At 51.7% G+C, this 24,058-nt stretch carries 18 protein-coding genes; 9 read left to right on the top strand and 9 right to left on the bottom strand.

Features of this window, described 5'->3' with window-relative positions:
• Positions 1–511: 511 nt before the first annotated feature.
• The 4 genes from OCV69_RS07845 to OCV69_RS07830 form a co-directional block, all read right to left on the bottom strand.
• Complete coding sequence (locus tag OCV69_RS07845; protein ID WP_262563050.1) at positions 512–688, bottom strand: hypothetical protein; 177 nt, start codon at positions 686–688, stop codon at positions 512–514.
• Positions 689–899: 211 nt separating this feature from the next.
• On the bottom strand, positions 900–1,841 hold the full coding sequence (locus OCV69_RS07840; protein ID WP_158358616.1) for an Rpn family recombination-promoting nuclease/putative transposase: 942 nt from the start codon (positions 1,839–1,841) through the stop codon (positions 900–902).
• Between the two features lie 231 nt (positions 1,842–2,072).
• Positions 2,073–3,761, bottom strand: coding sequence for a hypothetical protein (locus tag OCV69_RS07835; protein ID WP_158358617.1), 1,689 nt, complete (start codon positions 3,759–3,761; stop codon positions 2,073–2,075).
• Positions 3,762–4,004: 243 nt separating this feature from the next.
• The gene (locus tag OCV69_RS07830; protein WP_158358618.1) at positions 4,005–4,256 is read right to left on the bottom strand and encodes a hypothetical protein; all 252 of its coding nucleotides are present in this window, start codon (positions 4,254–4,256) and stop codon (positions 4,005–4,007) included.
• A gap of 202 nt (positions 4,257–4,458) precedes the next feature.
• Between OCV69_RS07830 and asnS the strand changes: the two genes are divergently transcribed.
• The 3 genes from asnS to OCV69_RS07815 all read left to right on the top strand — a co-directional run bounded on the left by asnS (position 4,459) and on the right by OCV69_RS07815 (position 8,839).
• Entirely contained in the window at positions 4,459–5,850 is a 1,392-nt protein-coding gene (gene asnS / locus OCV69_RS07825) for an asparagine--tRNA ligase (protein WP_158358619.1), read from the top strand.
• Between the two features lie 77 nt (positions 5,851–5,927).
• A complete protein-coding gene (locus OCV69_RS07820) occupies positions 5,928–6,998 on the top strand; it encodes a metallophosphoesterase family protein (RefSeq protein ID WP_158358620.1) in 1,071 nt (356 codons plus the stop codon).
• A 5-nt stretch (positions 6,999–7,003) separates the two neighbouring features.
• Entirely contained in the window at positions 7,004–8,839 is a 1,836-nt protein-coding gene (locus OCV69_RS07815; protein WP_158358621.1) for an ATP-binding protein, read from the top strand.
• 783 nt (positions 8,840–9,622) lie between these two features.
• On the opposite strand, the gene OCV69_RS07810 is transcribed toward OCV69_RS07815, so the two are convergent.
• Complete coding sequence (locus OCV69_RS07810; protein WP_022273138.1) at positions 9,623–10,165, bottom strand: NADH peroxidase; 543 nt, start codon at positions 10,163–10,165, stop codon at positions 9,623–9,625.
• 86 nt (positions 10,166–10,251) lie between these two features.
• A complete protein-coding gene (locus OCV69_RS07805; protein WP_022273137.1) occupies positions 10,252–10,653 on the bottom strand; it encodes a Fur family transcriptional regulator in 402 nt (133 codons plus the stop codon).
• A gap of 173 nt (positions 10,654–10,826) precedes the next feature.
• Between OCV69_RS07805 and OCV69_RS07800 the strand changes: the two genes are divergently transcribed.
• The 6 genes from OCV69_RS07800 (at position 10,827) to OCV69_RS07775 (ending at position 21,843) form a co-directional block, all read left to right on the top strand.
• Positions 10,827–15,674: a nicotinate-nicotinamide nucleotide adenylyltransferase gene (locus tag OCV69_RS07800; RefSeq protein ID WP_158358622.1), complete on the top strand. Its 4,848-nt coding sequence runs from the start codon at positions 10,827–10,829 to the stop codon at positions 15,672–15,674.
• Positions 15,675–15,693: 19 nt separating this feature from the next.
• Complete coding sequence (locus OCV69_RS07795) at positions 15,694–17,013, top strand: Rossmann-fold NAD(P)-binding domain-containing protein (protein WP_331485670.1); 1,320 nt, start codon at positions 15,694–15,696, stop codon at positions 17,011–17,013.
• A gap of 12 nt (positions 17,014–17,025) precedes the next feature.
• Positions 17,026–18,150 (top strand): flavodoxin family protein, encoded by a 1,125-nt coding sequence (locus tag OCV69_RS07790; protein WP_262563049.1) that lies wholly within the window; start codon positions 17,026–17,028, stop codon positions 18,148–18,150.
• 156 nt (positions 18,151–18,306) lie between these two features.
• Entirely contained in the window at positions 18,307–19,344 is a 1,038-nt protein-coding gene (locus OCV69_RS07785; protein ID WP_022273132.1) for a TAXI family TRAP transporter solute-binding subunit, read from the top strand.
• 35 nt (positions 19,345–19,379) lie between these two features.
• Positions 19,380–19,853, top strand: coding sequence for a DUF1850 domain-containing protein (locus OCV69_RS07780; protein ID WP_158358623.1), 474 nt, complete (start codon positions 19,380–19,382; stop codon positions 19,851–19,853).
• Between the two features lie 16 nt (positions 19,854–19,869).
• On the top strand, positions 19,870–21,843 hold the full coding sequence (locus OCV69_RS07775; protein WP_158358624.1) for a TRAP transporter permease: 1,974 nt from the start codon (positions 19,870–19,872) through the stop codon (positions 21,841–21,843).
• A 108-nt stretch (positions 21,844–21,951) separates the two neighbouring features.
• Here the strand turns inward: OCV69_RS07775 and OCV69_RS07770 are convergent, their stop codons facing one another.
• The 3 genes from OCV69_RS07770 to OCV69_RS07760 are packed head-to-tail and all read right to left on the bottom strand — an operon-like array spanning position 21,952 to position 24,035.
• Positions 21,952–22,179: a hypothetical protein gene (locus OCV69_RS07770; RefSeq protein WP_022273129.1), complete on the bottom strand. Its 228-nt coding sequence runs from the start codon at positions 22,177–22,179 to the stop codon at positions 21,952–21,954.
• A complete protein-coding gene (locus tag OCV69_RS07765; RefSeq protein WP_158358625.1) occupies positions 22,179–23,525 on the bottom strand; it encodes a divalent metal cation transporter in 1,347 nt (448 codons plus the stop codon). The genes OCV69_RS07770 and OCV69_RS07765 overlap by 1 nt, the downstream gene beginning before the upstream one ends.
• A 21-nt stretch (positions 23,526–23,546) precedes the next feature.
• The gene (locus tag OCV69_RS07760) at positions 23,547–24,035 is read right to left on the bottom strand and encodes an L-2-amino-thiazoline-4-carboxylic acid hydrolase (RefSeq protein ID WP_158358626.1); all 489 of its coding nucleotides are present in this window, start codon (positions 24,033–24,035) and stop codon (positions 23,547–23,549) included.
• Positions 24,036–24,058 lie beyond the last annotated feature (23 nt).

Below are 24,058 nucleotides of genomic sequence, written 5' to 3'. Positions count from 1 at the left end.
TTTTTTCTTTTTGAAACTTTTTTGAAATTCCTAATTGCATTACGAGGAACATTATACTTCTTATAAGAGAAATTATCGGAATTTGCAGAAAATACCCAAATTAATAATTCCTTAAGAAAGTAGAGAGAAAATAGTCTATGAGCGATAGTATACTTTTAAAAATACAGAATTTAATATAATACATATACTACACTAATTCCTAAAACAATATCGTTTTATACCTGTCAGATACAGCAATTTTAATCTGGACTTCATATCTGACCTATACATAAAAATTACTATGTAGAGCAGCCCTTACAGAGCCACTTATGTTAAATTTAATTATGATCATTAAAAAACACAGATATAAATTCCTAAACCAGCTTGAAATTTATATCTGTGTCAAATACAGTCAGATAAAAATATTTTGATAAAGACGAGGAGATCTTCACAGAACATGGTATTCCTCATACAGTTTTTGGCGATATCTCGGGGCAGATATCACTTTTTCCATATCCATATAACGCTTATCTTAAAGGAGTTTCTGCATAAGTTCCGTAATACGGCCCTCCCCCTGCTCAATTCCTTGTTTCAGCCCCTCTTGCAATCCTTCTTTCCGTCCTTCTTCCAATTCCTGCTCTCGTCCTTCTTCTAGTCCTTGTTCCCGTCCTTTATCAATATTTTCCTGGTCACGCATCAGCAATGTCATATATTCCCGCCTCCATTCCTTGTTTTGCTTCGCCAAGGCCACCTCGTCGTTCAGTACCTTCACAAGCACCTAGAAATTTTTTCATCTTCGATTTTGGAACGTGAAAAAAGTTAAGCAATGCCCGTATAAACGCATATACTGATGAGAAATTCACACCAGCATTAAAGTTTGTCCATCGTAAGGAACAGATGTTTGAAAGGTAAAAGGACAGTTACAGAATACGGTATTCCTCATATAGCCTCTGGCGGTATTCTGGATCAGTCGCGCTTTTTTCCAGATCTATATAACGTTTATCTTGAAGGAGCCTCTGCGTAAGTTCAGCAAAGCGGCCTTCGCCCTTTTCCCGTCCTTCTTCCAGTCCCTGCTCCCGTCCTTCTTCCAGCCCCTGCTCCCGTCCTTCTTCCAGTCCCTGCTCCCGTCCTTCTTTCAATCCCTGCTCCCGTCCTTCTTCCAGTCCCTGCTCCCGTCCTTCTTTCAATCCTTGCTCCCGTCCTTTATCAATATTTTCCTGGTCACGCATCAGCAATGTCATATATTCCCGCCTCCATTCTTTGTTATGTTTTGCCAAAATCACCTCATCATTCAGTACCTTCACAAACGCATGATCTGATGGGCGGCCTCCCATGTAGTCCAGAAAGGCCTTCAGATCTGTGCTGACATCGTCCATGACTCCTTCCGTATTCAGAAACAGTTTGTACGTGTCATCCTCCAGCCGCAGGGAGCCGTCCTCCCGGCACTGGTTTTCAAACGTATACACATGGCGGCCCATTCTGAAAAGGTCAAAGGTACAGATGAAGATAATATAGGTCCGCTTCAGATTTTTGTACCGCTCCCCTTTGTTCAGCTGCTGCATATCCAGCACAGACTGGTAGTAGCGGCTCCGTTTGGGCAGGTCTCCAGTATTCGTGGTCTGGATCTCGATATTATAAGCGACCTCCCGGTTGTCCTGCACATAGATATCCAGGCGGATACTCCTGGCATCCCACTCCTCATCGATACTTTTCTGTGATTCCAGATACTCCAGGCGATCGATCTTAACGCCCAGGATGATCTCCAGCATACGTTTACAAAGGGCCGGTTTCCTCATAATCTTTCCGAAAAGGAAATCGTTGGACAGGCCAATGCTTTCCCAGTTTGTCTTAAGCTGTTCCATAAACACCTCCCGTTGGATTCCAGTGATTATGCACCATGGCTTTCCTTCTTTATACTATTATACTCAATCGGGAGGAGAAAAACAAGAACGTTCCGTGAGAGTCTTTGGCAGTGAAACTCGATCCTCTGCGTTCTTGACGTGAAACCAGTTTGAAGCATAGCAAAACGGACGGGAAATAATTCCCGTCCGTGTGTTGCAATTAGAATTTCTTTTGGATTTTAGATATCCGAATTACTGAGCGTTGCTTCTGGATGCATTGGGCACGGTTACAGTGATCTTATCACCACCAACCGGCATTACAACTTCCGGATTTAAGAATTCAACGTACACATAGTTAGCAAGTTTAGCCGCATCTACAACTTCGTACTTATCCCAAACATTATCTTTGGAATTCTTAGTAGTAAATGTAGCACCAGCCTTCTTAGCATCAATTAAGATGTCTCCGTCTTCCTTATACTCAAGAGCAGAATGCTGGATAGAACCGTTCTGGTTTACAATGAACATAGCATCATCGTTACCATCTCTGTCAACATCCATAACTACCGGCTGATACTTGTAATCCTCTGCCGCTACAAGATGACCCATGTAGTAAAGTTTGTTATTCTTATTACCTGTAACACCTTTACCCTTAACTTCGCCAGTTTTGCTGTTATCCTTTGTTCCAAAGTAGAATTTGAAGGAATCGTCATTGTCATCCTTTACAGTCTGAGAACCAGTTTTCATGGAACCATCATTAGAGCCGCCAAAGTAATACATACCTGTGCCAATTACAGACTCATCTTCTGTATAGGTAACATTAACGAAATCAGAAATCATTTCTCCGTCATTGTTAAAGAAGTAATCTTTGGAGTTAATCTTCTTTTTAGCGAAGTAGAATTCATCCTCACCGTCTTTTTCAAGAGCGCCATCGCCAAGCTCATAAGCAAAGCCTGCTGCCTTTAAATCAGTTGAATCCGGAATGTATACTTCACCGTCTTTTTCAATCCAGTACCAGTACTTATCATCATCCTCGTCTTCATCATATGCGTCTTCCGGTCTCCAGATCTCTCTCCACTTATTTTTCTGGATATGGCCATCAGCCTTATCCTCATCATACATGCAGTAGTAAACTACATCGTTATCTCTGTAATCGGATAACTGAACCTGGCTATCCTCACCACCAATTTCTTCATAAGTATAAGACTTATCGGTTGCATCATATTTTCCGCCAACCCAGCCAGTCAGCATCTGTCCACGGTTGTCGTCTTTGTTTCCAAATACAAATCCCTGGCCCTTAACGTTGGACTGCTTGCCAGTTGCAACCTTACCGCTGGACTTTAAGTAGTACCAGTACTCATCTGCATCTGCATCATCGTCAGCAGTAGCCGGCTCTGTGGTGTATACCCAGCCGCTTTCTACACGGGCACCTGTCTCGTCACAGAAGTAAGTGGTTCCAACCTTAATATCGTTCTCTTCGTTTACAACATCATCGCCGTCAGCTGTTACCCAGCCAGTCAGCATCTTACCGTCAGCATCGAAGAAGAAGGTGCTTCCCTTGTAAAGGATCTTCTTGTTGTCTGCTCTCTTACCTGTGGACTGGAAGTAGAACCATTCCTCATCTGCATCCTCGTCCTCGTACGGTGTTGTTAATCTCCAGTCGTTTACGATCTTTGCACCGCTGGAGTTTACGAAGTAGTAATCTCCGTCATACTCTACCCAGCTGGAACGAACGAGCATTCCGTCGTCGCCTACATAGTACTCCTTACCATTGCTGGAGCAGAAGGTATTCTCATATACATCGCCATTCTTGTCGTAGCAGTACCACTCGCCATCTACCATCATCCAGGTGCCCTTTGCAGCTGCGAAGGATGTGATGGAAGCGCCTAATGCTAACAGAGCTGCTGCGGATACTACGGCAGCAATTTTAGTCTGCTTTCTCATAATTAATGCACTCTCCTTTTTTTCTTTTTGAAACTTTTTTGAAATTCCTAATTGCATTACGAGGAACATTATACTTCTTATAAGAGAAATTATCGGAATTATAGGAGAATACAGAAATTAATAAAAAATTAAGAAATAAGTCCAAAAAATGGCGTGAGAGGCAGACTGCTGTTTAATCGATTTTGCTGTATATAATATATATACTATTTTGAAAACAACAACGACACTGTACGCGCCTTGTATTTAAACTCTGCTTTTCTCATGGGATTCACACACAGCGTTTAATACCTGCTGCAATTTTAAAATATCATCCGTGATTCCGCTGAGGTCATCGCTCTGGTCCTCGAACCGGCAGTTGATATGTGCCAGCTGCTGGCTGAGCTCATCCAGCCCCTGGCTGGAGGGCCAGCCAGAACACTCCCCCATCCCCTGGTCAGAATACGCCTCAGAGGATCCGCTGTCTGCTGCCTGTACTGGCTTGTTATATAACTCCATGGATACCAGCTCCTTTGCTTTTGAGCATGTGATTTCATATGCTGTCTTTCGGTTTCCTTCCTATTCTACTAAAACGGCTGTGAAAATACAAGGATGATTCCCGGAGGATTCTCCCACCTTCCCCTTGAATCTCCGCTGAAAATACGATATACTGTCATAAACTGGTTTTTATTTATAGAAACAGAATTGAGGAGAAAGAAAAATGGAACTGACTACTGTTAAGGAGCTTTTTAGCGACCGTGAAAAATATCTGGACAAAGAGGTCCAGGTGGGCGGCTGGATCCGCAGCATCCGTGACTCGAAAGCATTCGGCTTCATCGTATTAAATGATGGAACGTGCTTTGATACCATTCAGATCGTTTACCACGATACAATGGAAAACTTTGCGGAGGTTTCCAAATTAAACGTAGGCGCGGCTATTATCGTAAAGGGAACCCTGGTGGCGACGCCGGAGGCAAAGCAGCCCTTTGAGATCCAGGCGGATCAGGTGCTGGTGGAGGGCGTTTCCAATGCCGACTATCCACTGCAGAAAAAACGTCACAGCTTTGAGTATTTACGGACCATTTCCCATCTGCGCCCCAGGACCAATACGTTCCAGGCGGTGTTCCGTGTCCGTTCCCTGATCGCCTATGCGATCCATAAATATTTCCAGGAGCAGGGCTTTGTTTATGTCCATACGCCGCTGATCACCGGAAGTGACTGCGAGGGCGCCGGAGAGATGTTCCAGGTGACGACCATGGATCTGGCCAACGTGCCGAAGAAGGATGACGGAACCGTGGACTTCTCCCAGGATTTCTTTGGAAAGCCCACCAACCTGACCGTAAGCGGCCAGTTAAATGCAGAGACCTATGCCATGGCCTTCCGCAACGTTTATACCTTTGGACCCACCTTCCGCGCTGAGAACTCCAACACCACCCGTCATGCGGCTGAGTTCTGGATGATCGAGCCGGAGATGGCCTTTGCAGATCTCAACGACAATATGGCCGTGGCTGAAGGAATGTTAAAGTATGTGATCCGGTACGTTCTGGAGAATGCCCCGGCGGAGATGAATTTCTTCAACCAGTTTGTGGATAAGGGACTCTTAGACCGGTTAAACCATGTATTAAATTCTGAATTTGGCCATGTGACCTATACGGAGGCCATCAAGCTTCTGGAGGAGCATAACGACAAATTCGATTATAAAGTATTCTGGGGCTGCGATCTCCAGACAGAGCATGAGCGCTATCTGACAGAGGAGATCTTTAAGAAGCCGGTGTTCGTTACGGACTATCCAAAGGAGATCAAGGCGTTCTATATGAAGCTAAACGAGGACGGAAAGACGGTTGCAGCCATGGACTGCCTGGTTCCGGGAATCGGAGAGATCATCGGAGGAAGTCAGAGAGAGGACAGCTACGACAAGCTTCTGGGAAGAATGAAGGAGCTGGGCTTAAGGGAAGAGGATTATGGCTTCTATCTGGATCTGCGTAAATACGGTTCTGTACGCCATTCCGGCTTTGGCCTTGGCTTCGAGCGCTGCGTGATGTATCTGACAGGAATGGGCAATATCCGCGATGTGGTTCCGTTCCCGCGTACTGTAAATAACTGTGATCTGTAAAAAATACGAGTGACTGGGAGCGCGCAGATGACTGCTGCGCTCCTTTCGTCTCTATTCGGTAATTGGGGGATTCAGCCATGAAATTTATTCACACTGCAGACATCCACTGGGGGATGGTGCCTGACAGCGACCGGCCCTGGGGGAAAAAGAGGGAGCAGGCCATCCGCCTCACCTTCCAGGCCATCATTGAGGATGCCAGGGACAGCCGTGCGGATCTTCTTCTGATCTCGGGAGATCTGTTCCACCGCCAGCCGCTGGCCAGGGATCTGAAGGAGGTCAATTACCTGTTTTCCACGATCCCGGGGACCCGGGTGGTGATCATCGCCGGAAATCATGACCGGATCCGCAAAAGCTCTGCCCTTCTGAGCTTTTCCTGGTGCCCCAATGTGACGTTTCTGATGGACGAGACCATGACCTCCGTATATTTTGAGGATCTGAACACGGAGGTTTACGGCTTCAGCTACCATACGACGGAGATCACAGAAGACAGGACTGCGGGATTTTCTGTATCTGCTTCCCGACGGACCAGGATCCTGATGCTCCATGGAGGGGATGCGAAGCACCTGCCCTTTGATAAAAACGCTTTGGCGGCGCTGCCGTTTTCTTATATCGCCCTGGGCCATATCCATAAGCCTGCGGTGCTTCTGGAAAACCGGATGGCGTATCCAGGTTCCCCGGAGCCTCTGGACCTTACGGAGACCGGCCCTCACGGCTATCTGACAGGAGAGATCGACGACGCCACCGGCCATGTGACCTCTCTGAAATTCAAGGCAGCCGCCCAGGCCCAGTATATCCCATTGGTAGTCAGTGTGACCCCGGCCACCACCAACGCCGAGCTTTCCCAGCTCATTGCGGACGAGATCAAAAAGCGCGGCGCATCCAATATTTACCGCTTCCGGATCCGGGGCATGCGGGACCCGGACACGGAATTTGATCCGGAGCTTCTGGCAGGGCAGTGGAATATCAGCGAGATCCTGGATGAAACGGAGCCCCAGTACGATTTTCACGCGCTGTTTGCCGACCATCCCAGTGATATGATCGGATTTTATATCCAGGCGTTAATGAAGGAAAATATGAGCCCGGTGGAGAAAAAGGCCCTGTATTATGGGATCCATGCGCTTTTGATGACAAAGGATGAAAGGAGTTAGGGAACATGAAGCTGCTGGAACTGCATATCAACGGATTCGGAAAGATCCATGACCGGACCATCTCATTTTCAGACGGGATCAATGTGATCTATGGCCGCAATGAGGCGGGAAAGTCCACGCTTCATACCTTTATCCGGGGAATGCTCTTTGGAATGGAACGGGGCCGTGGGCGCGCTGCCAGAAATGATCTGTATTCTAAGTACGAGCCATGGGAGAACAGTGGGACCTACGAGGGCTGGCTGCGTCTGGAGCAGGGGGGCGTGGTCTACCGCATTGAGCGGAGATTCCGCAAGGACGACCGGTATCTGAGGATCATCAACGAGACCCAGGGACGGGAGGAGGAGCCCACCCGTGCCCTGATGGACCGGATCCTGGGAGGCCTCAATGAAACGACGTATAATAACACCATCAGCATCAGCCAGTTAAAAAGCGCTACTGAGGACGGTATGGTGGGCGAGCTGAAGAACTATATCGCCAACATGAACACCACTGGGAATATATCGCTGAACATAACGAAGGCAACGGCGTTTTTGAAAAACCAGAAGCGGAGCCTGGAGTCCAATCTGGTCCCGGATGCATCCAGGGAGTATACGGCGCTGCTGGCGGAGATCCGGGCGGTGGATGCGGAGATCTCCTCCCCCCAGTATGAAAACCAGCTGGCTGCCTACCAGAGAACACGTTCCCAGGTAAAGGGGATCATTGAAAATACCCAGGCAGAGAGGGCGGCCCTGGCTGAAAAGGTGAAAAAAAGCCGCCAGGTGCTGGCGGACGGCCAGTTTACAGACCGGTCATCGGTGGCGGCCTGTGAGGAAAAGGCCAGATCCCTGTATGACAGCTTCTGCACTGCGGAGCGCGAGTGTAAAAAACGGTCCCGGAAGCTTTTGGCGGGAGCGGGTATACTTCTGGCGGTCTGCGGCGCCCTTCTGACCGGATATCTGGGGATCACAGATCTTTCCCGTTTCCTGCTGTTTGTCATTGCCGGGGGAGGAGGGGCCATAATGGGCCTGGTCCTGGCGATGGTGCTGACGGCCCGGGGAAAGCGCTTTGACAGAAAAATGGAAGAGGCCCGGGCGCAGCTTTCGGAGCTTCTGGCCCGGCATCTGGGAGACGGAACCGTATCCTCGGAGGCCATGGATGCGTTTTATGGCCGTATGGCAGAGTTTTCAAAGCTTTGTGATATGCTGGACCAGTCTGAGCATGCGCTGGATAAATATACAGAAGATATCAGCTCTCTCCAGGAAAAACAGAATAACTGCAGCGAGATGATCGAAAAGCAGCAGAGGACCCAGTGGGAGCTGGAAAAGAAGCTGGAACATCTGAATGCCTGCCGGACCAGGGCCGCGGCCTTAAAGCGGGTGCTGGCGGAAAATGACCGGGTCCGGGAAGAGATCCTGGCCATCGAGATGGCCCAGGAGACCATGACGGAGCTGTCCTCATCCATCCGGGATTCCTTTGGCCTGTACCTGAATAAGGAGGCGTCCAGGCTGGTATCCGGGATCACCGGAGGAATCTATGACAGCATGAGCATTGATGAAAATTTAAACGTATTTCTGAATACAAAGAGCAGACTGGTGCCGCTGGAGAGCATCAGCAGCGGGGCCATGGACCAGGTGTATCTGGCTCTGCGGCTGGCGGCTGCCAGGCTTCTTCAGGGGGATGGGGAGCCCTTCCCTCTGATCTTTGACGACAGCTTTACGCTTTATGATGACGACCGGCTGCGGACTGCGCTTAAGTGGCTTTCAGCGGCCTACGACGGCCAGATGATCATTTTTACCTGCCACCGCCGGGAAGCGCAGATGTTAAGGGCGCTGCAGGCGGAATTCCAGTTGGAAGAAATTTAAAAGAACGGAAAAAGGGATTGCTGCATAATGAGAGCGATTAGGAAGTAAGACTAGAATGGTTAATTATTCAATTAAATCTGTTATTGTTTTATAGGGAGCCCTATTGACTTTCCTTTTTGCACTTGCTAGAATGCAGGTACAAAGGAAGTTTACCACTGACCGATATGTGGTATATAAATGGTCGGGTTGAAAGTATAGTCCTTCGCCGCAAGGCGAGGGACTTTTTCCATAATGAGGAAAACAGGATTTTATACTATCAAAGATAAATTTTTTGAAAATATGCCAGATCCGTATCTTAAAGGAAATAAGGTGGGAAACCTTGTGATATTCTCCATATCGTTAAGCTGGACGATAGCCGGGAAAGCGCATTTCTGATACAGGATATGTTCCCGATAACAGAAGAATACATAGAACGGGAATATACGATTGCCGGAAATCATTTGATGCTGACCAGTGAGCATACCGCCAGAGAGATTGAGCGAAAAGCGAGAAAAGTTATGGGGATGTTGAAACCGGCATTAAATTTACTCCAACGCAACCAGATGTTATAGCGATATTGAAGAAGCTGAAGGCGCGCAGATAGTGATTCCAACTGGCTCTATTTTGGCTCTGAAAACTAGGGGTGGAACAAATACAGGAAGAAATATTTAAAGTATGCCAAAAATCCGGAAGAAGTTCCAAATGAAAAGGATTTCTTCCGGATTTTTCTATGTATAGAGCGAGGGTATCGCTCAATCATCTAATTTGATGATTTTGCGACACCCCCTTAATTATCTGTAATAATTAGCCGAAATATCTCTCTAAGAGACCCTGGAAAGCCTTGCCGTGACGAGCCTCGTCTCTTGCCATCTCATGAACTGTGTCATGGATCGCATCCAGGTTAGCTGCTTTTGCTCTCTTAGCCAGGTCGAACTTACCAGCTGTTGCGCCGTTCTCAGCCTCAACTCTCATCTCCAGGTTCTTCTTGGTGCTGTCTGTAAGAACCTCACCCAGAAGCTCTGCAAACTTAGCTGCGTGCTCAGCCTCTTCGTAAGCTGCCTTCTCCCAGTAAAGGCCGATCTCCGGATAGCCCTCTCTGTGAGCAACTCTTGCCATAGCCAGGTACATACCAACCTCTTTGCACTCGCCCTCGTAGTTTGCTCTTAAGTCAGCCATGATATCTTCGCTGGAGCCCTGGGCTACGCCTACAACGTGCTCTGCTGCCCAGCTCATAGCGCCTGCCTGCTCCTGGAACTTGGAAGCCGGTGCATTACATACCGGACATTTCTCCGGAGCTGTCTCGCCTTCATGAACATAACCGCAAACTGTGCAAACCCATTTCTTCATAGTGTTTTCTCCTTTATGATTTGATTTTTTAATTTCGATAATAGTAATTGTTACTGATATCAATATAGCATATTTGATACCTTTTGTCAACAGATAATTTTTATTTTTTGTTGACATTCACTGCATTCTCCGTAAAAGAAAATGGTGTGGGAGTCTACCCGTCCGGGCGCCGGCCCTGTCATAAGCTCCTCCGTTTTGTGCACCAGGCTCTGGGGAAGATCGATGATAGCCCCGCAGGTCTTACACACAAAATGGTAGTGGGGTTCTGTCACATAATCAAAGTGTTCAGAACCGTCCCCGCAGGAAAATCTCGCTATTTCGCCCAGCTCTGACAAGAGCTTTAAGTTCCTGTAAACCGTTCCCAGGCTGATATTTGGAAATTCCTCGCGGATGGAAAGGTAAAGGGCGTCGGCAGTGGGATGGTCAGTACGGTTCATCAGACAGTTTTTTATGGATTCTCTCTGACGGCTGTACTTAAGCGTCTTCATACCTGTCTCTCCTTCCTTAAATATTCCTCCCGCATCGGGATGACAATCATTAATAATAATAATTGTTACCATTATTATATACAAATATAAGGAAATGTCAAGAGGTTTTTTCTTGAAAACAATCGTTTCTGTCATTATACTATAAGAAAGTATGAAGAAAAAGAGGTGAGGCCATGGGAACGAAACATATCCGCCATCTGGTCACCGAGCTGGCCGCGCGGCTGTCAGACCGGGATTTTTTGAGAAAGGCCGGGATCAGCCGCCGTACCATGCAGGAGATATTTGTAAGAGATAAGTGGGAGGAGGCCCTTGAGAGCCTGTTCCCCATCCGGGAGCGGCTTTCTTGTAAACAGATCCTGGAGCTGTGCCACCCAGAGCTTTGGGCCCTGTCCGGGGAGCCGGAGGAGGGCTGGATCTCCTTTACCTATAAATTTTCCACTCATATCCTGTATCCGGATCCGGAGTTTTCCGAAAAGGCGGCGTCCTATGCCAGGGGCGCGTATGTTTACCTGAACGTGCTCCAGTTCTTCTTTGATGAGGAGAGAAAGGCGGTCCCCTTCGATCCCTTCAATGATTTCGCCCTGCTGGGGGAGGAGGAGTACCAGAGCTGTGACCGGGCTGGAGAATACGGCCGGTTTGTGCGGGAATTCCGGGATCAGTATATTTATGAGATGATGCGCTTAAACCGGGAGGCTACGCCCTTTGAGACGCTGAGCCATATTGCGGGAGTCCATCATGTGGCCATGACCGTGGCCAGAGGGCTGAAAAAGGCGGGGGTCCCCATCGACCTGGCTTTATCCTCGGGAGCCGCTGCCGGCCATGATCTGGGGAAATTTGGCTGCAAGCCCAATGAACGGGTCCCTTACCTTCACTATTACTATACCAACCAGTGGTTCATGGCCTATAAGATGGAGGGCATCGGCCATATCGCGGCCAATCACTCCACCTGGGATCTGGAGCTGGACAATATTACCGTGGAGTCCCTGGTCCTGATTTATGCGGATTTCCGCGTCAAGCAGATGCGGGATGAGAACGGGAAGGAAATTACGAAAATATACAGTCTGAAGGACTCCTATGATGTGATCCTGTCGAAGCTGGATAACGTGGACGAGGCCAAGAAGAACCGTTACCGGGCCGTTTATTCCAGGCTTTATGAGTTTGAACGGTATATGCGTTCCCTGGGGGCGGATACGGAGCTTTCCGGGAATCCGCCGAAGCCGGAAAAACGTCCGGATATCGCCATCCAGAACAGCAGCCAGGTGGTTACCTCTTTTCTGTATTTTGCCATCGAGCACAACATCGACGTTATGCACCGGCTGGGTTCAGAGCGGCAGTTTGGAAATATCCTGGAGGCGGCCCGCAGCGAAAAGGACTGGAAGAATGTGCGGGCCTATCTGAATATTTTTAATGAATATTCCATCCATCTGGATCATAAACAGAAGGAACAGACCATAAGCTTTCTGTATGAGCTTCTTTTAAACCGGGAGGGAGATATCCGCAGGCAGGCGGCCGCCCTGATCGGAAAGATGTTCGCCAATTTCAACGCAGGATACAGGAAGGAGATCCCCGCCGATATGGCGGACCAGGACGACCGGCAGGCCCGTACTCTCTGGGAAACGTATATGGAAAAGCTCATCTGCCCCGATTATCGTCTGACTCTCCAGCAGAAGCGGCGGATCCAGAATTCCTTAAAATACGTGCTGCTTTCAGGGATCGAGCACAGCGATGACCGGGTGCGGGAGGAAATGCTGACCATTTTTTACCGGTGGTTCGATGGAAGCCATGAGCTGGATGAGGATGCCAGATTCGCCCTTCTGGACGCTGTATTTTCCATGCCGGCCGAGCTCTGCGCCAGAAGCGGCCGCCTGGACTGCCTGGCGGATTTTGCCGTGGATAACATGGACCATGAGGACGACCGGGTGCGGGTGGCCGCAGTCCGGGCATTAAAGGTGCTCACCAGCGTGGTCACCAGGGAAAACGCCTGCTATGGGCGGGTGGAAAAGGCAGTGACGGAAATGGATACCGGCAGCATCACCATGGTGTTTTTACAGTACCGGATCCTTACGAACCTCCGTCTGGATACAAAGGCCCAGCGGGAGATCCTGTACGGCAGCGACGTGGTCAGCGACATTTTCCTAGAGAATCTGAAGTCTGTGACGCCCTGGATCTTAAAGGCCATAAATATCAAGCTGCTGGCCGACCAGGTAGATCATGGAAGGCGGGAGCACATCCTCCATATCTGCGCCCATCTGTCCAACCTCATCAAGGTCAGCGAGCATGTAGGCGTGCGCCATGACGCAGGAAAGGCCCTGCTGCGGCTGGGGCACCTGCTGTCCACAGACCAGGCCAACGAGATCGCCGTGGAGCTTTTAAAGGGTCTGGAGGTGGGAGAGTATGAGTTCTCCAAGTATATCCCTGAGTATCTGGGCGAATTTGCCCTGTGGCTTCCGCCGGAGCAGCTGGACGATCTGATCGAACGGCTCCATCTGCTTCTGGCCAATGGAAATGAACAGATCGTATCCGTGGCCCTGGACACCCTGGGCGTGCTTTTAGAGTGCTATTCCCGTTACCCATCCAGGTTCCGGGAGCCGGAGCAGGTATCCCTGGACCGGCGGACGAGACTCCTTGGGCTGATCCTAAGCTGTCTGGCCAACTACCGGGAGCAGGTGCGCCAGGAGGCCATGCTGGTCATCGGCCAGCATGTATTCGGCTCAGAGAAGATGTCCGAGCGGGATAAAAACGACCTGTTTTCCCTTTGCTCCAAAAAGCTTCTGTTTTTATTAAATGAGAACAAGGGCGGGGAGCTGAGCCTTTATTACCGGGCAGCTGCCCTGGCCCATATCAGCCGGTTCATGTCCCGGTACCAGCTTTACACCGGGGACGTGGTCTTAAAGGGCCGCAGCAAGGTGGCGTTCTTCCCGGGCACCTTTGACCCGTTCACTCTGTCCCACAAGGAGATCGCCAGGCGGATCCGGGAGCTGGGCTATACGGTATTCCTGGCCATTGACGAATTTTCCTGGTCTAAAAAGACCCAGCCCCATCTGGTGCGCAGGCAGATCGTCAATATGTCCATGGCCGATGAGTTTTATGTCCATCTGTTCCCCGACGATATCCCCATCAATATCGCCAATCCGGCGGATCTTAAGCGGCTGCGGGAGATCTTTGCGGAGCAGGAGGTTTATATCGTGGCGGGCTCCGACGTGGTCCATAACGCCAGCTCCTATAAAAAGGAGCCGGAGGAAAACTCTATCCATGGCTTCAATCATCTGATCTTCCGCCGGGCCGGGGACGCCAGGCCGGGAGAGATCTACGAGTGCATCACTGGAAAGGTGGAGGAGCTGGAGCTGCCCAAGAGCCTGGAGGACATCAGCTCCACCAGGATCCGGGAAAATATCGACAAGCACAGGGATATCTCCAGCCTCATCGATCCAGTGGTCCAGGAGTACATCTACCACAAGGGTCTGTATCTGCGGGAGCCGGAATATAAGCCCATTGTGCGGGCCAAGGCCATTTCCTTTGAAAACCAGGGTCAGCCTGGCTGGGAGGTGCTGGACCATCTGGGCAATACGGTCCTTTACCGGAATCCGGAGGCGGAGGCGGTATTATCCAGGATCGGATACGAAAAAGACCAGCTGCTGATCCTTAAAAATGCAGCGGAGGGCGACCGTCCCGTGGGCTTTGTAAGCTTCCGGGAGCTGCGGTCTGAGGAGCTGTTCGGTGTTTTAAAGAGCATGGAGCTGGCCAACGCCGTAAGGCGGAGGACCAGCCGGGAGGTGCTTTACATCACCGGGATCCACGCCAGGGAGAGGGAGATCCATGACGGCGAGGCCATCCGGGATCCGGCCCAGCTTTTGCTGGCGGAGGTCATTACCCAGGCCCTGGAGAAAAACTGCAGCTTTGCCATTTTTGCCGCAGAACGGGGGACTGTCTCCAAGGAGGCTGCTTTTGCTCTGGAGCGCCAGGGCTTTGTGCGTCCGGAGCTGTTGGAAGAGGGGGAGAAGCGGGTCATTTACATGGTGGATATGCATGAGCCTCTGATGCTCCTCCACAATCTGGAGACCACCCTGAAAGAGCCCTTTGGCAGCAGCCCGGCCGTTTTGTCGGCCATTGAGAGAAACCATAAAAAGCTCCAGACGGCCATGACGAAGCTGTACCCAGGGAACCTGGTGCTGTCCTTATCCTCCGGTGTCATGCACCACCGGATGGTAGACCGGATCACAGCCTTAAACGGCGTGCCGGGAGAGCCGCTGACACCCAGGCGTCTGGGAGAGAACATGTGCGTGCCGTTTGGTAAGATCTTAAGGGGCAAGGTAGTGCCCAACACAGTCACCAAAACGCTCCATACGGATAAGGTCTACGAGCCGGAGCTGGATTCCTATGCCATCGAGGCATTCCCGTACTATTCGCCTCTGGAGAGCCAGATCAAGACCATCAGGTCCTTTGACCGGCCGGTGATCCTGGTGGATGATCTGGTCCATAAGGCCGACCGGCTGCAGGCCCTGGCTCCAAGCCTCAAAAAGGCCGGGATCCCCGTGAAAAAGGTGGTGGTGGGGGTGATCTCCGGCTATGGCCGGGATCTGATGGAGACCTTCCACCTGCCGGTGGAGAGCATTTATTCCATGCCCAATCTGCGCCAGTGGTTCGTGGAATCCACCTTATATCCCTTTATCGGCGGCGATACCGTGCGCCGGCGGGATATGAAGGTGGCGGGGCTCCAGCCGTCGGTGAACATGATCCTTCCCTACGCGGCCCCCAGGCTTTCCGGCTGCAGCCGGGAAGCTCTCTATGAGTTCTCCGTGTGCTGCATCGAAAACTCCCGGGATCTGCTCCAGGTACTGGAGGCGGAGTACCGGAGCCAGTTTGCCAGGAACCTGACCCTTTCCAGGCTTTCGGAGGCAGTGATCCTGCCCCTGTGTCCCGATAAGGGGAGCTGCATGGAATACGACGAAAACCTGGCGGCGTCGGTATATCTGGAGAACGACCTGGAAATGCTGGGAAGAATGAAAAAATTTATGGTATAGATTCAGGAGGAAAACGCGAATGTTGAAATATTATGAAATAAATGGAAAAACGTGTTTTACAGATCACATGGATTTTCAGTGCCCGCCGGAGGCGGACTGGAAGGAGATCCCGGAGCCCAGGACCGCAGAGGAGCTTTCCTGGCTGTTTTTCAGAGAACCGGGGAGCTGCCGCGCCTCCTTCCTGGTGAATCATGAGGGACTTTTATGGGAAAAGGAGGAGAGCGTAGACTGGCTCAACAGCCGGAAGCTGGAGGAAAACAAAGCGTTTTATGGAAAACAGGACGGCTGTACGGAGGGAAAATGCGCAGCTGCGCTTCCGGAATGGATGCGGGAGCGGATCACAGCCGGAAAGGTCCGTGCCGTCAACGCCTCCCATCCCCGCTTCCTGGAGCTGCTGTCCGGGGAGGCATTCCCGGCAGGACCGGAGAAAAAGCGGGTCCATATCCTGGCCATCGGGGATGTGGGGAGCATGCTCCTTACGGGCCTCCATCTCTTGGGCGGCGACGTGATCTCCCGGATCGGGATCTGCGATATCTCCGACCAGGTGACGGCCCGGTGGGAGTTTGAGGAAAACCAGATCGCCTATCCCTGGGAGTATGACGCCCTGCCGGAGGTGGAGGTGGTGAAGCCAGAGAATCTTTTTGACTGTGATGTTTTCGTGTTCGTGGCCTCCAAGGGGATCCCGCCGGTGGGCTCCGGTGTGAAGGACGTGCGCATGTACCAGTTTGAAAATAATGCGAAGATCATGGCCAATTATGCGAAAATGGCCAGGGAAAGCCGGTTTAAGGGGCTGTTCTGCGCCGTTTCTGATCCGGTGGATCCTCTGGCAAAGACCGCATTTTTGGAGAGCAATAAAAATGAAGCCGGGGAGCTGGACTATATGGGACTTTTACCGGAGCAGATCCAGGGCTTCGGCCTGGGCGTCATGAACGCCAGGGCCGCCTATTACGCCAAGAGGGACCAGCGGTTTTCCAGGTTCCTCACAGAAGGCCGTTCCTTCGGCCCCCACGGCCAGGATCTGGTGGTGGCTGACTCCATCGAGCATTACGATGACGCTCTTTCCAAAGAACTGACAGAGCTGACGGTGACGGCCAATCTTAAAATGCGGGAGATCGGCTATAAGCCCTTTGTGGCTCCGGCCTTTTCCTCAGGCGCCCTGTCCATCCTTCTGGCTCTCCGGGGAGAGTGGCACTGTGGTTCGGTGTTCCTGGGAGGGATCTACATGGGAGTGAAGAACCGGTTTACAGAGAACGGGCTGGAAACCGAGATCCTTCCCCTGCCGGACGCCCTTCATGACCGGATCCGGATAGCGGCGGAAAACCTGAAAAAGATCGTATAGGAGGCGGATGGATTGGAAAATGGGAAGAAGGAAAAGAAGCTTTTTGTGATCTATCCACAGAAAAGAGCGGAGGAGGGCCGTCTGGACCAGGTCCTCCGGGCGGCTCTGGAGGGGATCTCCGCCCAGGTGGTGGATTCCATGGAGGAGCTGTGGGAGAACGGGGACCATGAAAACGGCACAGAACGGTTCCAGGGGGGGCGGCTGCTTTTTGCGGTACCCCTGGGGAAAAACGGGGTAAACCGTGGATATTATGAGATCCTGGCATGGCTCCGCTGTGGAAAACCTGTGCTTGAGGGAGCTTTGGCCGGCTTCCTCATCGACGCGGACAGCGAGCTTTATACCAAGGCGGCCGCCAGGGAGCTGGCGGTGGCGGCCAACCAGGCGGGAGCGGCCCTGGTGGGCCGTCCTCTGGTGGAGGGCACGGCGTCCCTGGACAACTATATCATCCAGGCCGCCAATATGGGAACGGACCGCCTGGGCGCGTACAAAAAAAGCGCCGGGATCCTGGCGGAGCAGCTTATGGAGTTTCAATGGAGTCCTAGGAAAGAGCCCCATCTGCTGGTGCTCCATGCCTCCAGCCACAAGACCTCCAATACCCTGGAGGTCTGGAACGCGGTAAAGGAGAAGATCGAAGACCATGTGGAGATCCGGGAGGTCAGCTTAAGAAACGGGACCCTGGAGGACTGCTCCGGCTGTCCCTATCAGATGTGCCTGCATTTTGGCGAGCGGGGAAAATGCTTTTACGGCGGGCCTATTGTGGAATCGGTGTATCCAGGGATCCAGTGGGCCGACGGTCTCCTGCTTCTATGTCCCAATTATAACGATGCGCTCTCGGCCAATCTGACGGCCTTCATAAACCGCCTGACCGCATTATTCCGCACCACGAGATTTTATGATAAGGCCCTGTTTGCCATCATCGTTTCCGGCTACTCCGGCAGCGACCTCATTGCTGGCCAGCTCATCACGGCCCTGAACATGAACAAGACTTTTTATCTCCCGGGAAACTTCTGCATCATGGAAACGGGCAACAGTCCTGGCTCTGCCATGAAGCGGGACGGCATCGGAGACAGGATCCAGGCCTTTGCAGATACGATCCTGGAGACCATGAGGGACGGAGAAAGCAGAAAGGAAAGATAATTTCGATATTTCAACGCGACAAAACTAAAATATAAAAATTTTAGAACGAATTTATATATTGTTTAGACATTGAAATATTTCTTTGATTATTGTATAATAGAGCCAACATCCCCAAGGGGCTAGGAATGGGGAAAAAAGAAAAAAGGAGGTTACAATATGAAGAAGAAATTTTCAGCAGTGACAGCATTGACACTGACCCTTGCGATGGTACTGACTGCCTGCTCCGGAGGAGGCGGCGGTGAAACAACGGCAGCCGCGGGCGGCGATACAAAGGCAGCCGGCGAAACCACCCAGGCGGCGGCTCCCAGCGGCGATGCAGTGAAAATGACCATGGGAACCGGAGGAACTACCGGTACGTATTACGCCTTCGGCGGAGTCATCGCCAATGTTTTAAACGCAAAAGACATCGGCGTAAACATTAACGTCCAGTCCACCGGTGCGTCCAAGGCCAACATCTACCTGGTCAACGACGGCGAGGCAGATCTGGCCATCGTCCAGAACGATGTTATGGATTACGCCTATAACGGAACTGACCTGTTCGCGGAAGAGGGCGCGGCAACAGAATTTGCCACAGTCGCTGGTCTTTACGCAGAGGTCTGCCAGGTGGTCTCCACCGGCGATATTAAATCGATCGCGGATCTGAAGGGCAAGAGAGTTTCTGTGGGCGACGCAGGGTCCGGCGTTGAGTTCAACGCCCGCCAGATCCTTGAGGCTTACGGGATCAGCTTCGACGATATCGAAGTCAACAATCTGGGCTTCGGCGATTCCTCCGACGCCTTAAAGGATGGAAAGATCGACGCGTTCTTCTGTACCGCAGGCGCTCCCACCACAGCCATCGTAGAGCTGGCGACCACCAACAGCATCAACCTTCTGGAGATCGATGACGAGCACGCGGCGGCTCTCGCAGAGGCGCATCCGTTCTATACCACTTACCCGATCCCGGGCGGCTCCTATAAGGGCGTGGATGAGGATGTTCAGACCGTGGCCATCAAGGCGACTCTGATCTGCTCCCCGAAGCTTTCTGAGGAAACTGTTTATAATCTTACCAAGGCCCTGTTCGACAACCAGAGCGAGATCGCAGCAGCTCACGCCAAGGGCGAGGAACTGAGCCTTGAATACGCCGTCAGCGGTATCTCCGTTCCGTTCCATCCGGGCGCTGAGAAATACTTTAAAGAAGTCGGCGCGATCAAGTAGTTTTGCTGGAAGATAAGAAAAAAAGAATATTTACAATGGCTGCAATAACGGTTGTGTTTATTGCAGCCATTGCGCTCACTGCCCTTTTTTTTGCGGGGGCTTCCGGAAAAGATACGCTGGTCTTACGGGATGGGGATACAAAGGAGGAGTATGCGCGGTTCTCCGTTTCAGAGGGGGACGAATTTTCCGTCACGTTCATCCATTCCGTCAACCAGTACCCGCTGACGGACGTATATGAGATCCGGGACCACAGGATCTATGTGGTGCGGACCATCTACAATAATTTCGGAGCCGGAGTCCAGACAGAGATCGAAGAGGGGCAGAAGCTGGAATATGGGGAAAACGGAGAAATGATCGTTTCTGGCTTTGACCGGGAAATGCCATGGCTTTCTTACATCGTGGGGACGGTTTCCGACCATGTCCTTACGATCCATGGAGAAGCGGTCAGCTTAAGGGAGCTCTGCGGAAAAAACAGCAAGGTGGAGTTCTCCTGTGAGCCCGGAATGTAGAAAGGAGGGGGAAGGGATGTCAGAAAAAGAGAAAATGAACGTGAACACGGCTCCAGCCGTGGATACTTCCACAGGAACGGCGGAAGACGTGGAAGCCATCATGAAAAAATATGACAGGGAATCCAATACCCGTATCTGGGAGGGTGTTCCCAAGAAGGTCGTCCGCTATCTGCTGGCGGCGTTTGCCCTGCTAATGGTGTATATGAACCTGTTTGCCAACTGGGATGAACGGGTGCGCCGCTCCCTGTTTGTGGGGATCGTCATAATCCTCTCATTCCTGGTGTATCCGGCAAAAAAGGGCAGCACGAAGAAAAATCATATTCCCATTTATGATATCGTGCTGATGGTCCTGGGAGCCGGTGCCTATTTCTATTTTGTCATCAACTTTAAGACCATCATCGGCCACGCCACCCGGATCAGCCAGCTGGAGGTCATCGTAGGCATCATCGGCATCCTGGTGCTGGCGGAGACCTGCCGGAGAGTGGTGGGCATTCCGATCCTGTGTGTGGCGACGGTCTTTATCGGCTACGCGTTTTACAGCGGCCTGGGAGCCGGAAGAGCCTTCCCCCAGGTATTAAAATCCATCGTTTATAACCTGTTTTATACCACCAGCGGCGTCATCGGAACTCCCATCGGCGTCTGCTCCACGTATATCGCGCTGTTTATCCTGTTCGGCGCATTCCTGGAGGCCACCGGGATCTCGGAGTTCTTTATCCAGTTGGCCAACTCCCTGGCGGGCGCTTCCACCGGAGGTCCGGCCAAGGTGGCCGTCATCTCCTCGGCCCTCTGCGGAATGGTATCCGGAAGTTCTGTGGGGAATACAGTTACCACCGGCTCCGTGACGATCCCGCTGATGAAAAAGACGGGCTACAAGGGCGAATTTGCCGGAGCTGTTGAGGCAGCGGCCTCCACCGGCGGACAGATCATGCCGCCGATCATGGGTGCAGCCGCCTTCCTGATGGCGGAGATGGTGGGCGTCCAGTACAGTGAGATCGCCATGCGGGCCATCTTCCCGGCGCTTTTATATTTCACTGGTATCTTTATTACGGTACACCTGGAAGCCAAACGGCTGGGATTAAAGGGGATCGCCAAAGAGGACCTGCCGAAATTCGTTCCCCTGTTCATCCGCCAGGGATACCTGCTGATCCCGCTGGTGGCGCTGGTGGCCATGGTCATGATGGGCTACACCATGTCCCGTTCAGCCGTGATCGCCACGCTGTTGGCGATCCTGGTGAGCATCCCCAATAAAAGTACCCGTATGAATCCCACGCGGTTTGTGAACGCTCTGGAAACGGGCGGAAAGAATACTCTTTCCGTGGCCGTGGCCTGCGGCATCGCCGGGATCATCGCCGGTGTGGTTACCATGACCGGTCTGGGACAGATCCTGATCTCTGCCATCGTCAGTGTGGCCGGTGACCGTGTGATCATCGCCCTGTTCCTTACGATGCTGACGTGTATCGTCCTGGGTATGGGCGTTCCCACCACTGCCAACTACATCATCATGGCCACCACCTGTGCCCCTATTCTGGTAAACGGTATGGGGATCAATAAGATCGCGGCCAATATGTTTGTATTCTATTTCGGCATTGTGGCGGATATTACGCCTCCGGTGGCCCTGGCAGCCTATGCAGGCTCTGCCATTGCCAAATCCAATCCCATGAAGACGGCTTTAAACGCTTCCCGTCTTGCAATCGCGGCCTTCATCGTGCCGTATATCTTCGCCTTTAACCCGGCGATGCTGTTCATTGACGCAGACGTGGTCCAGGTGGTGATCATCATCGTCACCTCCCTGGTGGGCCTGACCGGCGTGGCCGGAGGCCTGGAGGGCTATATGGTGACCAATATGAATCCCATCCAGAGGATCCTGGCCGTGGTCGGCGGTCTCTGCCTGATCATTCCAGGCACGGTCACAGACCTGGCGGGGATCGCCATTGTAGGAGCCTCTGTGGTCTGGCAGCTTGCAGATAAAAAGAAGCGGGCTGCGGCGTAGGAGATAAACAGCGGAAGAGGATCCAACAGAAGATAAAAAAATAGGGAGCCCGCACCAGCCGGTGTGCGGGCTCCCTTCTTGCACAAATAGAAGGAATTTGTATGCGGATTATTTCTCTTCCTTATAATTGCTCAGATCATAAGGCGTGGAGAGGATCACAATGGCGGCCACAGTGATGATGATCCCCAGGATCATGAGGACGCCGGATCCATTATGTAAAAATTTCATGACTGCTCCAATGGGGATCAGCGCGTTTCCGATGAACAGAAGGATCAGGAAATATACGCGTCCCAGAAGCTTTCCGTGTTTGGAATCTAAAAATTTCTGAATGTTCATTATGCTGGCCACACTCCCATCTTACTCATGATAAAGGTGATAAATACAATGTTCAGGACCGAAATGCAGGCAAGGATGCCGGCGTTGAAGAATCTGGACTGGATGACCTTTTTACCCAGGTATCTGGGATCATTGCCCAGGAGATACCAGGAGTTGCCGGAGATCCAGTTAAATAAGGACTGCATGGCGGCGATGAATACGACCACCATCACAGGCTTTCCAAAGAATGCGCCTAAGAAGCCGATCTGGGGAGCCAGGACGATGAACGGATGGTACCATGCCTTGGTGTCCTTCTTTACGTTGGTGGACTGATAGAAGGAGGTGGCGCAGGTAACGCTTAATCCGATCATGGAAGAGCACACAAGGGCGATGATGCCGATGTAGAAGCCCAGCTGGATCCAGATGGACGGAATTACGGCTACCAGGGCGTTGCAGAGTGCAGTGGAGTCGGTGGGGATCCCCTCCTGACCGGCAAATGCCTCAGCAAATGCGATGGAAACGAAGGAAAGCACCAGGGTCACCGGGACCAGTCCGCCGAATACGGCGTCAAAGTGGCCCAGAGTCTCGTGATTTTCGGAATATCCGCGGGATTCCATGCCGTTGTTGAACAGTACCCAGTCCATAACGCCGATGGTGGCGGTCAGGGAGGCGATCAGCATGACGATGCCGTCGATCCCGCTGGGAAGAGTTGGGATCAGGAGTCCCTTGATCATGGCTTTGAAGTCCACGCCGGTGACACAGAGGACAGCGCCGAACACGACTAACATGATGCCGATGAGGATCTTCATGGCGTTCTCTACGATCTTAACGCCCTTGGGGTTGTCGCCGGAGCCGTACATTAAGGAAAGAGGTACGGAAACAGCCACCAGTAAGATCCAGCTGATGTTCTTAGGAACATTGATGTTCACCACCGAGAACAGGGCGGTAACGGCGTCTGCTCCCAGGGCGTACTGGCCGAAGTTATAAACAATGGAAGCCACAAAGCAGGCCACGAGTCCGGTGGCAAAGCTTCCAAAGAATTTTCCGTGGAATTTATCCTGGGCCTTGATGACGGAGAGCTCCGATGCGGTCACGAACCGGGTGGCAAGGGCCAGCATGAAAAGTCCCAGGGCGAATGAGTACAGCGGGATCCAGAGCATGTCGTAACCGTAGGCGGCGCCTAAGGTAACGGAGCTGGCAAAGGAGCCTGCACCCAGGGTAAAGGCTGCGTTCATAAAGCCCGGTCCAGAAAGCTTGCAGTAGCCAAAGAATTTCTGGAGGGGCGGTTTTTTATTGAGTTCCTGTAAAAACGCCTTTTCTTTCAGGGCGCTTTCTGAGTAACGCGGATTTACTTCCGTTCCGTTCATTTTTTACATCCTCCTGCCTGATTATTTGGTCTGGTCTTCCAGACGGGTCACGATCATTTCGCACGGAGCGCAGGGACCGTCGGTAAAGAGCGCAGGGCGCTTAAAGTCGATCTTTCCGAAAAAGGCCTCATTGAGAGCAATGTCGATCTCCTCACAGTAGAGCTTCCCGGCATTTTCAAGGCCGATCTCACGGAAGGCCGTGGAAAACGGACAGACGCGGTTGATCTCTTTCAGTGTATTCCCCTCCACGAAAGAGTCGCAGTCCCACGCCTCATTGGCCGGATAATCGGAATATTCCTCCACTGTATGGAAGGTGACTTCCTTTCCGTCCTTTTTGATGTTTTCGATGATCTTCTGGGCCCTCATGTTGGCAAAACGGCGCACTGCCCGCTTTACAACAGCTTCTCCCTTTTCCTGCCCCATTTCCCGGATCACTTCATCGGCCATGACCGCAAACAGCTTTGCCATGGTCTCCGTGACCTTTCCCACGGGATCCTCTGGGTTGTACATCCTTTCCCCCTCCTTTTCATGTT

The sequence above is a fragment of the Alitiscatomonas aceti genome (assembly GCF_025567195.1).
In the GTDB taxonomy this organism is placed as follows: Bacteria; Bacillota; Clostridia; order Lachnospirales; family Lachnospiraceae; genus Alitiscatomonas; species Alitiscatomonas aceti.
Note: the sequence above shows the minus strand (reverse complement) of the source record. Positions and strands in the feature narration are given on the sequence as shown.

Excerpts from the sequence above, each read along its gene's own strand:
- OCV69_RS07800 (WP_158358622.1), top strand. The coding sequence starts at position 10,827 with ATGGGAACGAAACATATCCGCCATCTGGTCACCGAGCTGGCCGCGCGG.
- OCV69_RS07780 (WP_158358623.1), top strand. The coding sequence starts at position 19,380 with ATGGCTGCAATAACGGTTGTGTTTATTGCAGCCATTGCGCTCACTGCC.
- OCV69_RS07835 (WP_158358617.1), bottom strand. The coding sequence starts at position 3,761 with ATGAGAAAGCAGACTAAAATTGCTGCCGTAGTATCCGCAGCAGCTCTG.
- OCV69_RS07840 (WP_158358616.1), bottom strand. The coding sequence starts at position 1,841 with ATGGAACAGCTTAAGACAAACTGGGAAAGCATTGGCCTGTCCAACGAT.
- OCV69_RS07765 (WP_158358625.1), bottom strand. The coding sequence starts at position 23,525 with ATGAACGGAACGGAAGTAAATCCGCGTTACTCAGAAAGCGCCCTGAAA.
- OCV69_RS07805 (WP_022273137.1), bottom strand. The coding sequence starts at position 10,653 with ATGAAGACGCTTAAGTACAGCCGTCAGAGAGAATCCATAAAAAACTGT.
- asnS (WP_158358619.1), top strand. The coding sequence starts at position 4,459 with ATGGAACTGACTACTGTTAAGGAGCTTTTTAGCGACCGTGAAAAATAT.
- OCV69_RS07810 (WP_022273138.1), bottom strand. The coding sequence starts at position 10,165 with ATGAAGAAATGGGTTTGCACAGTTTGCGGTTATGTTCATGAAGGCGAG.
- OCV69_RS07795 (WP_331485670.1), top strand. The coding sequence starts at position 15,694 with ATGTTGAAATATTATGAAATAAATGGAAAAACGTGTTTTACAGATCAC.
- OCV69_RS07820 (WP_158358620.1), top strand. The coding sequence starts at position 5,928 with ATGAAATTTATTCACACTGCAGACATCCACTGGGGGATGGTGCCTGAC.
- OCV69_RS07830 (WP_158358618.1), bottom strand. The coding sequence starts at position 4,256 with ATGGAGTTATATAACAAGCCAGTACAGGCAGCAGACAGCGGATCCTCT.
- OCV69_RS07770 (WP_022273129.1), bottom strand. The coding sequence starts at position 22,179 with ATGAACATTCAGAAATTTTTAGATTCCAAACACGGAAAGCTTCTGGGA.
- OCV69_RS07760 (WP_158358626.1), bottom strand. The coding sequence starts at position 24,035 with ATGTACAACCCAGAGGATCCCGTGGGAAAGGTCACGGAGACCATGGCA.
- OCV69_RS07775 (WP_158358624.1), top strand. The coding sequence starts at position 19,870 with ATGTCAGAAAAAGAGAAAATGAACGTGAACACGGCTCCAGCCGTGGAT.
- OCV69_RS07845 (WP_262563050.1), bottom strand. The coding sequence starts at position 688 with ATGACATTGCTGATGCGTGACCAGGAAAATATTGATAAAGGACGGGAA.
- OCV69_RS07785 (WP_022273132.1), top strand. The coding sequence starts at position 18,307 with ATGAAGAAGAAATTTTCAGCAGTGACAGCATTGACACTGACCCTTGCG.
- OCV69_RS07815 (WP_158358621.1), top strand. The coding sequence starts at position 7,004 with ATGAAGCTGCTGGAACTGCATATCAACGGATTCGGAAAGATCCATGAC.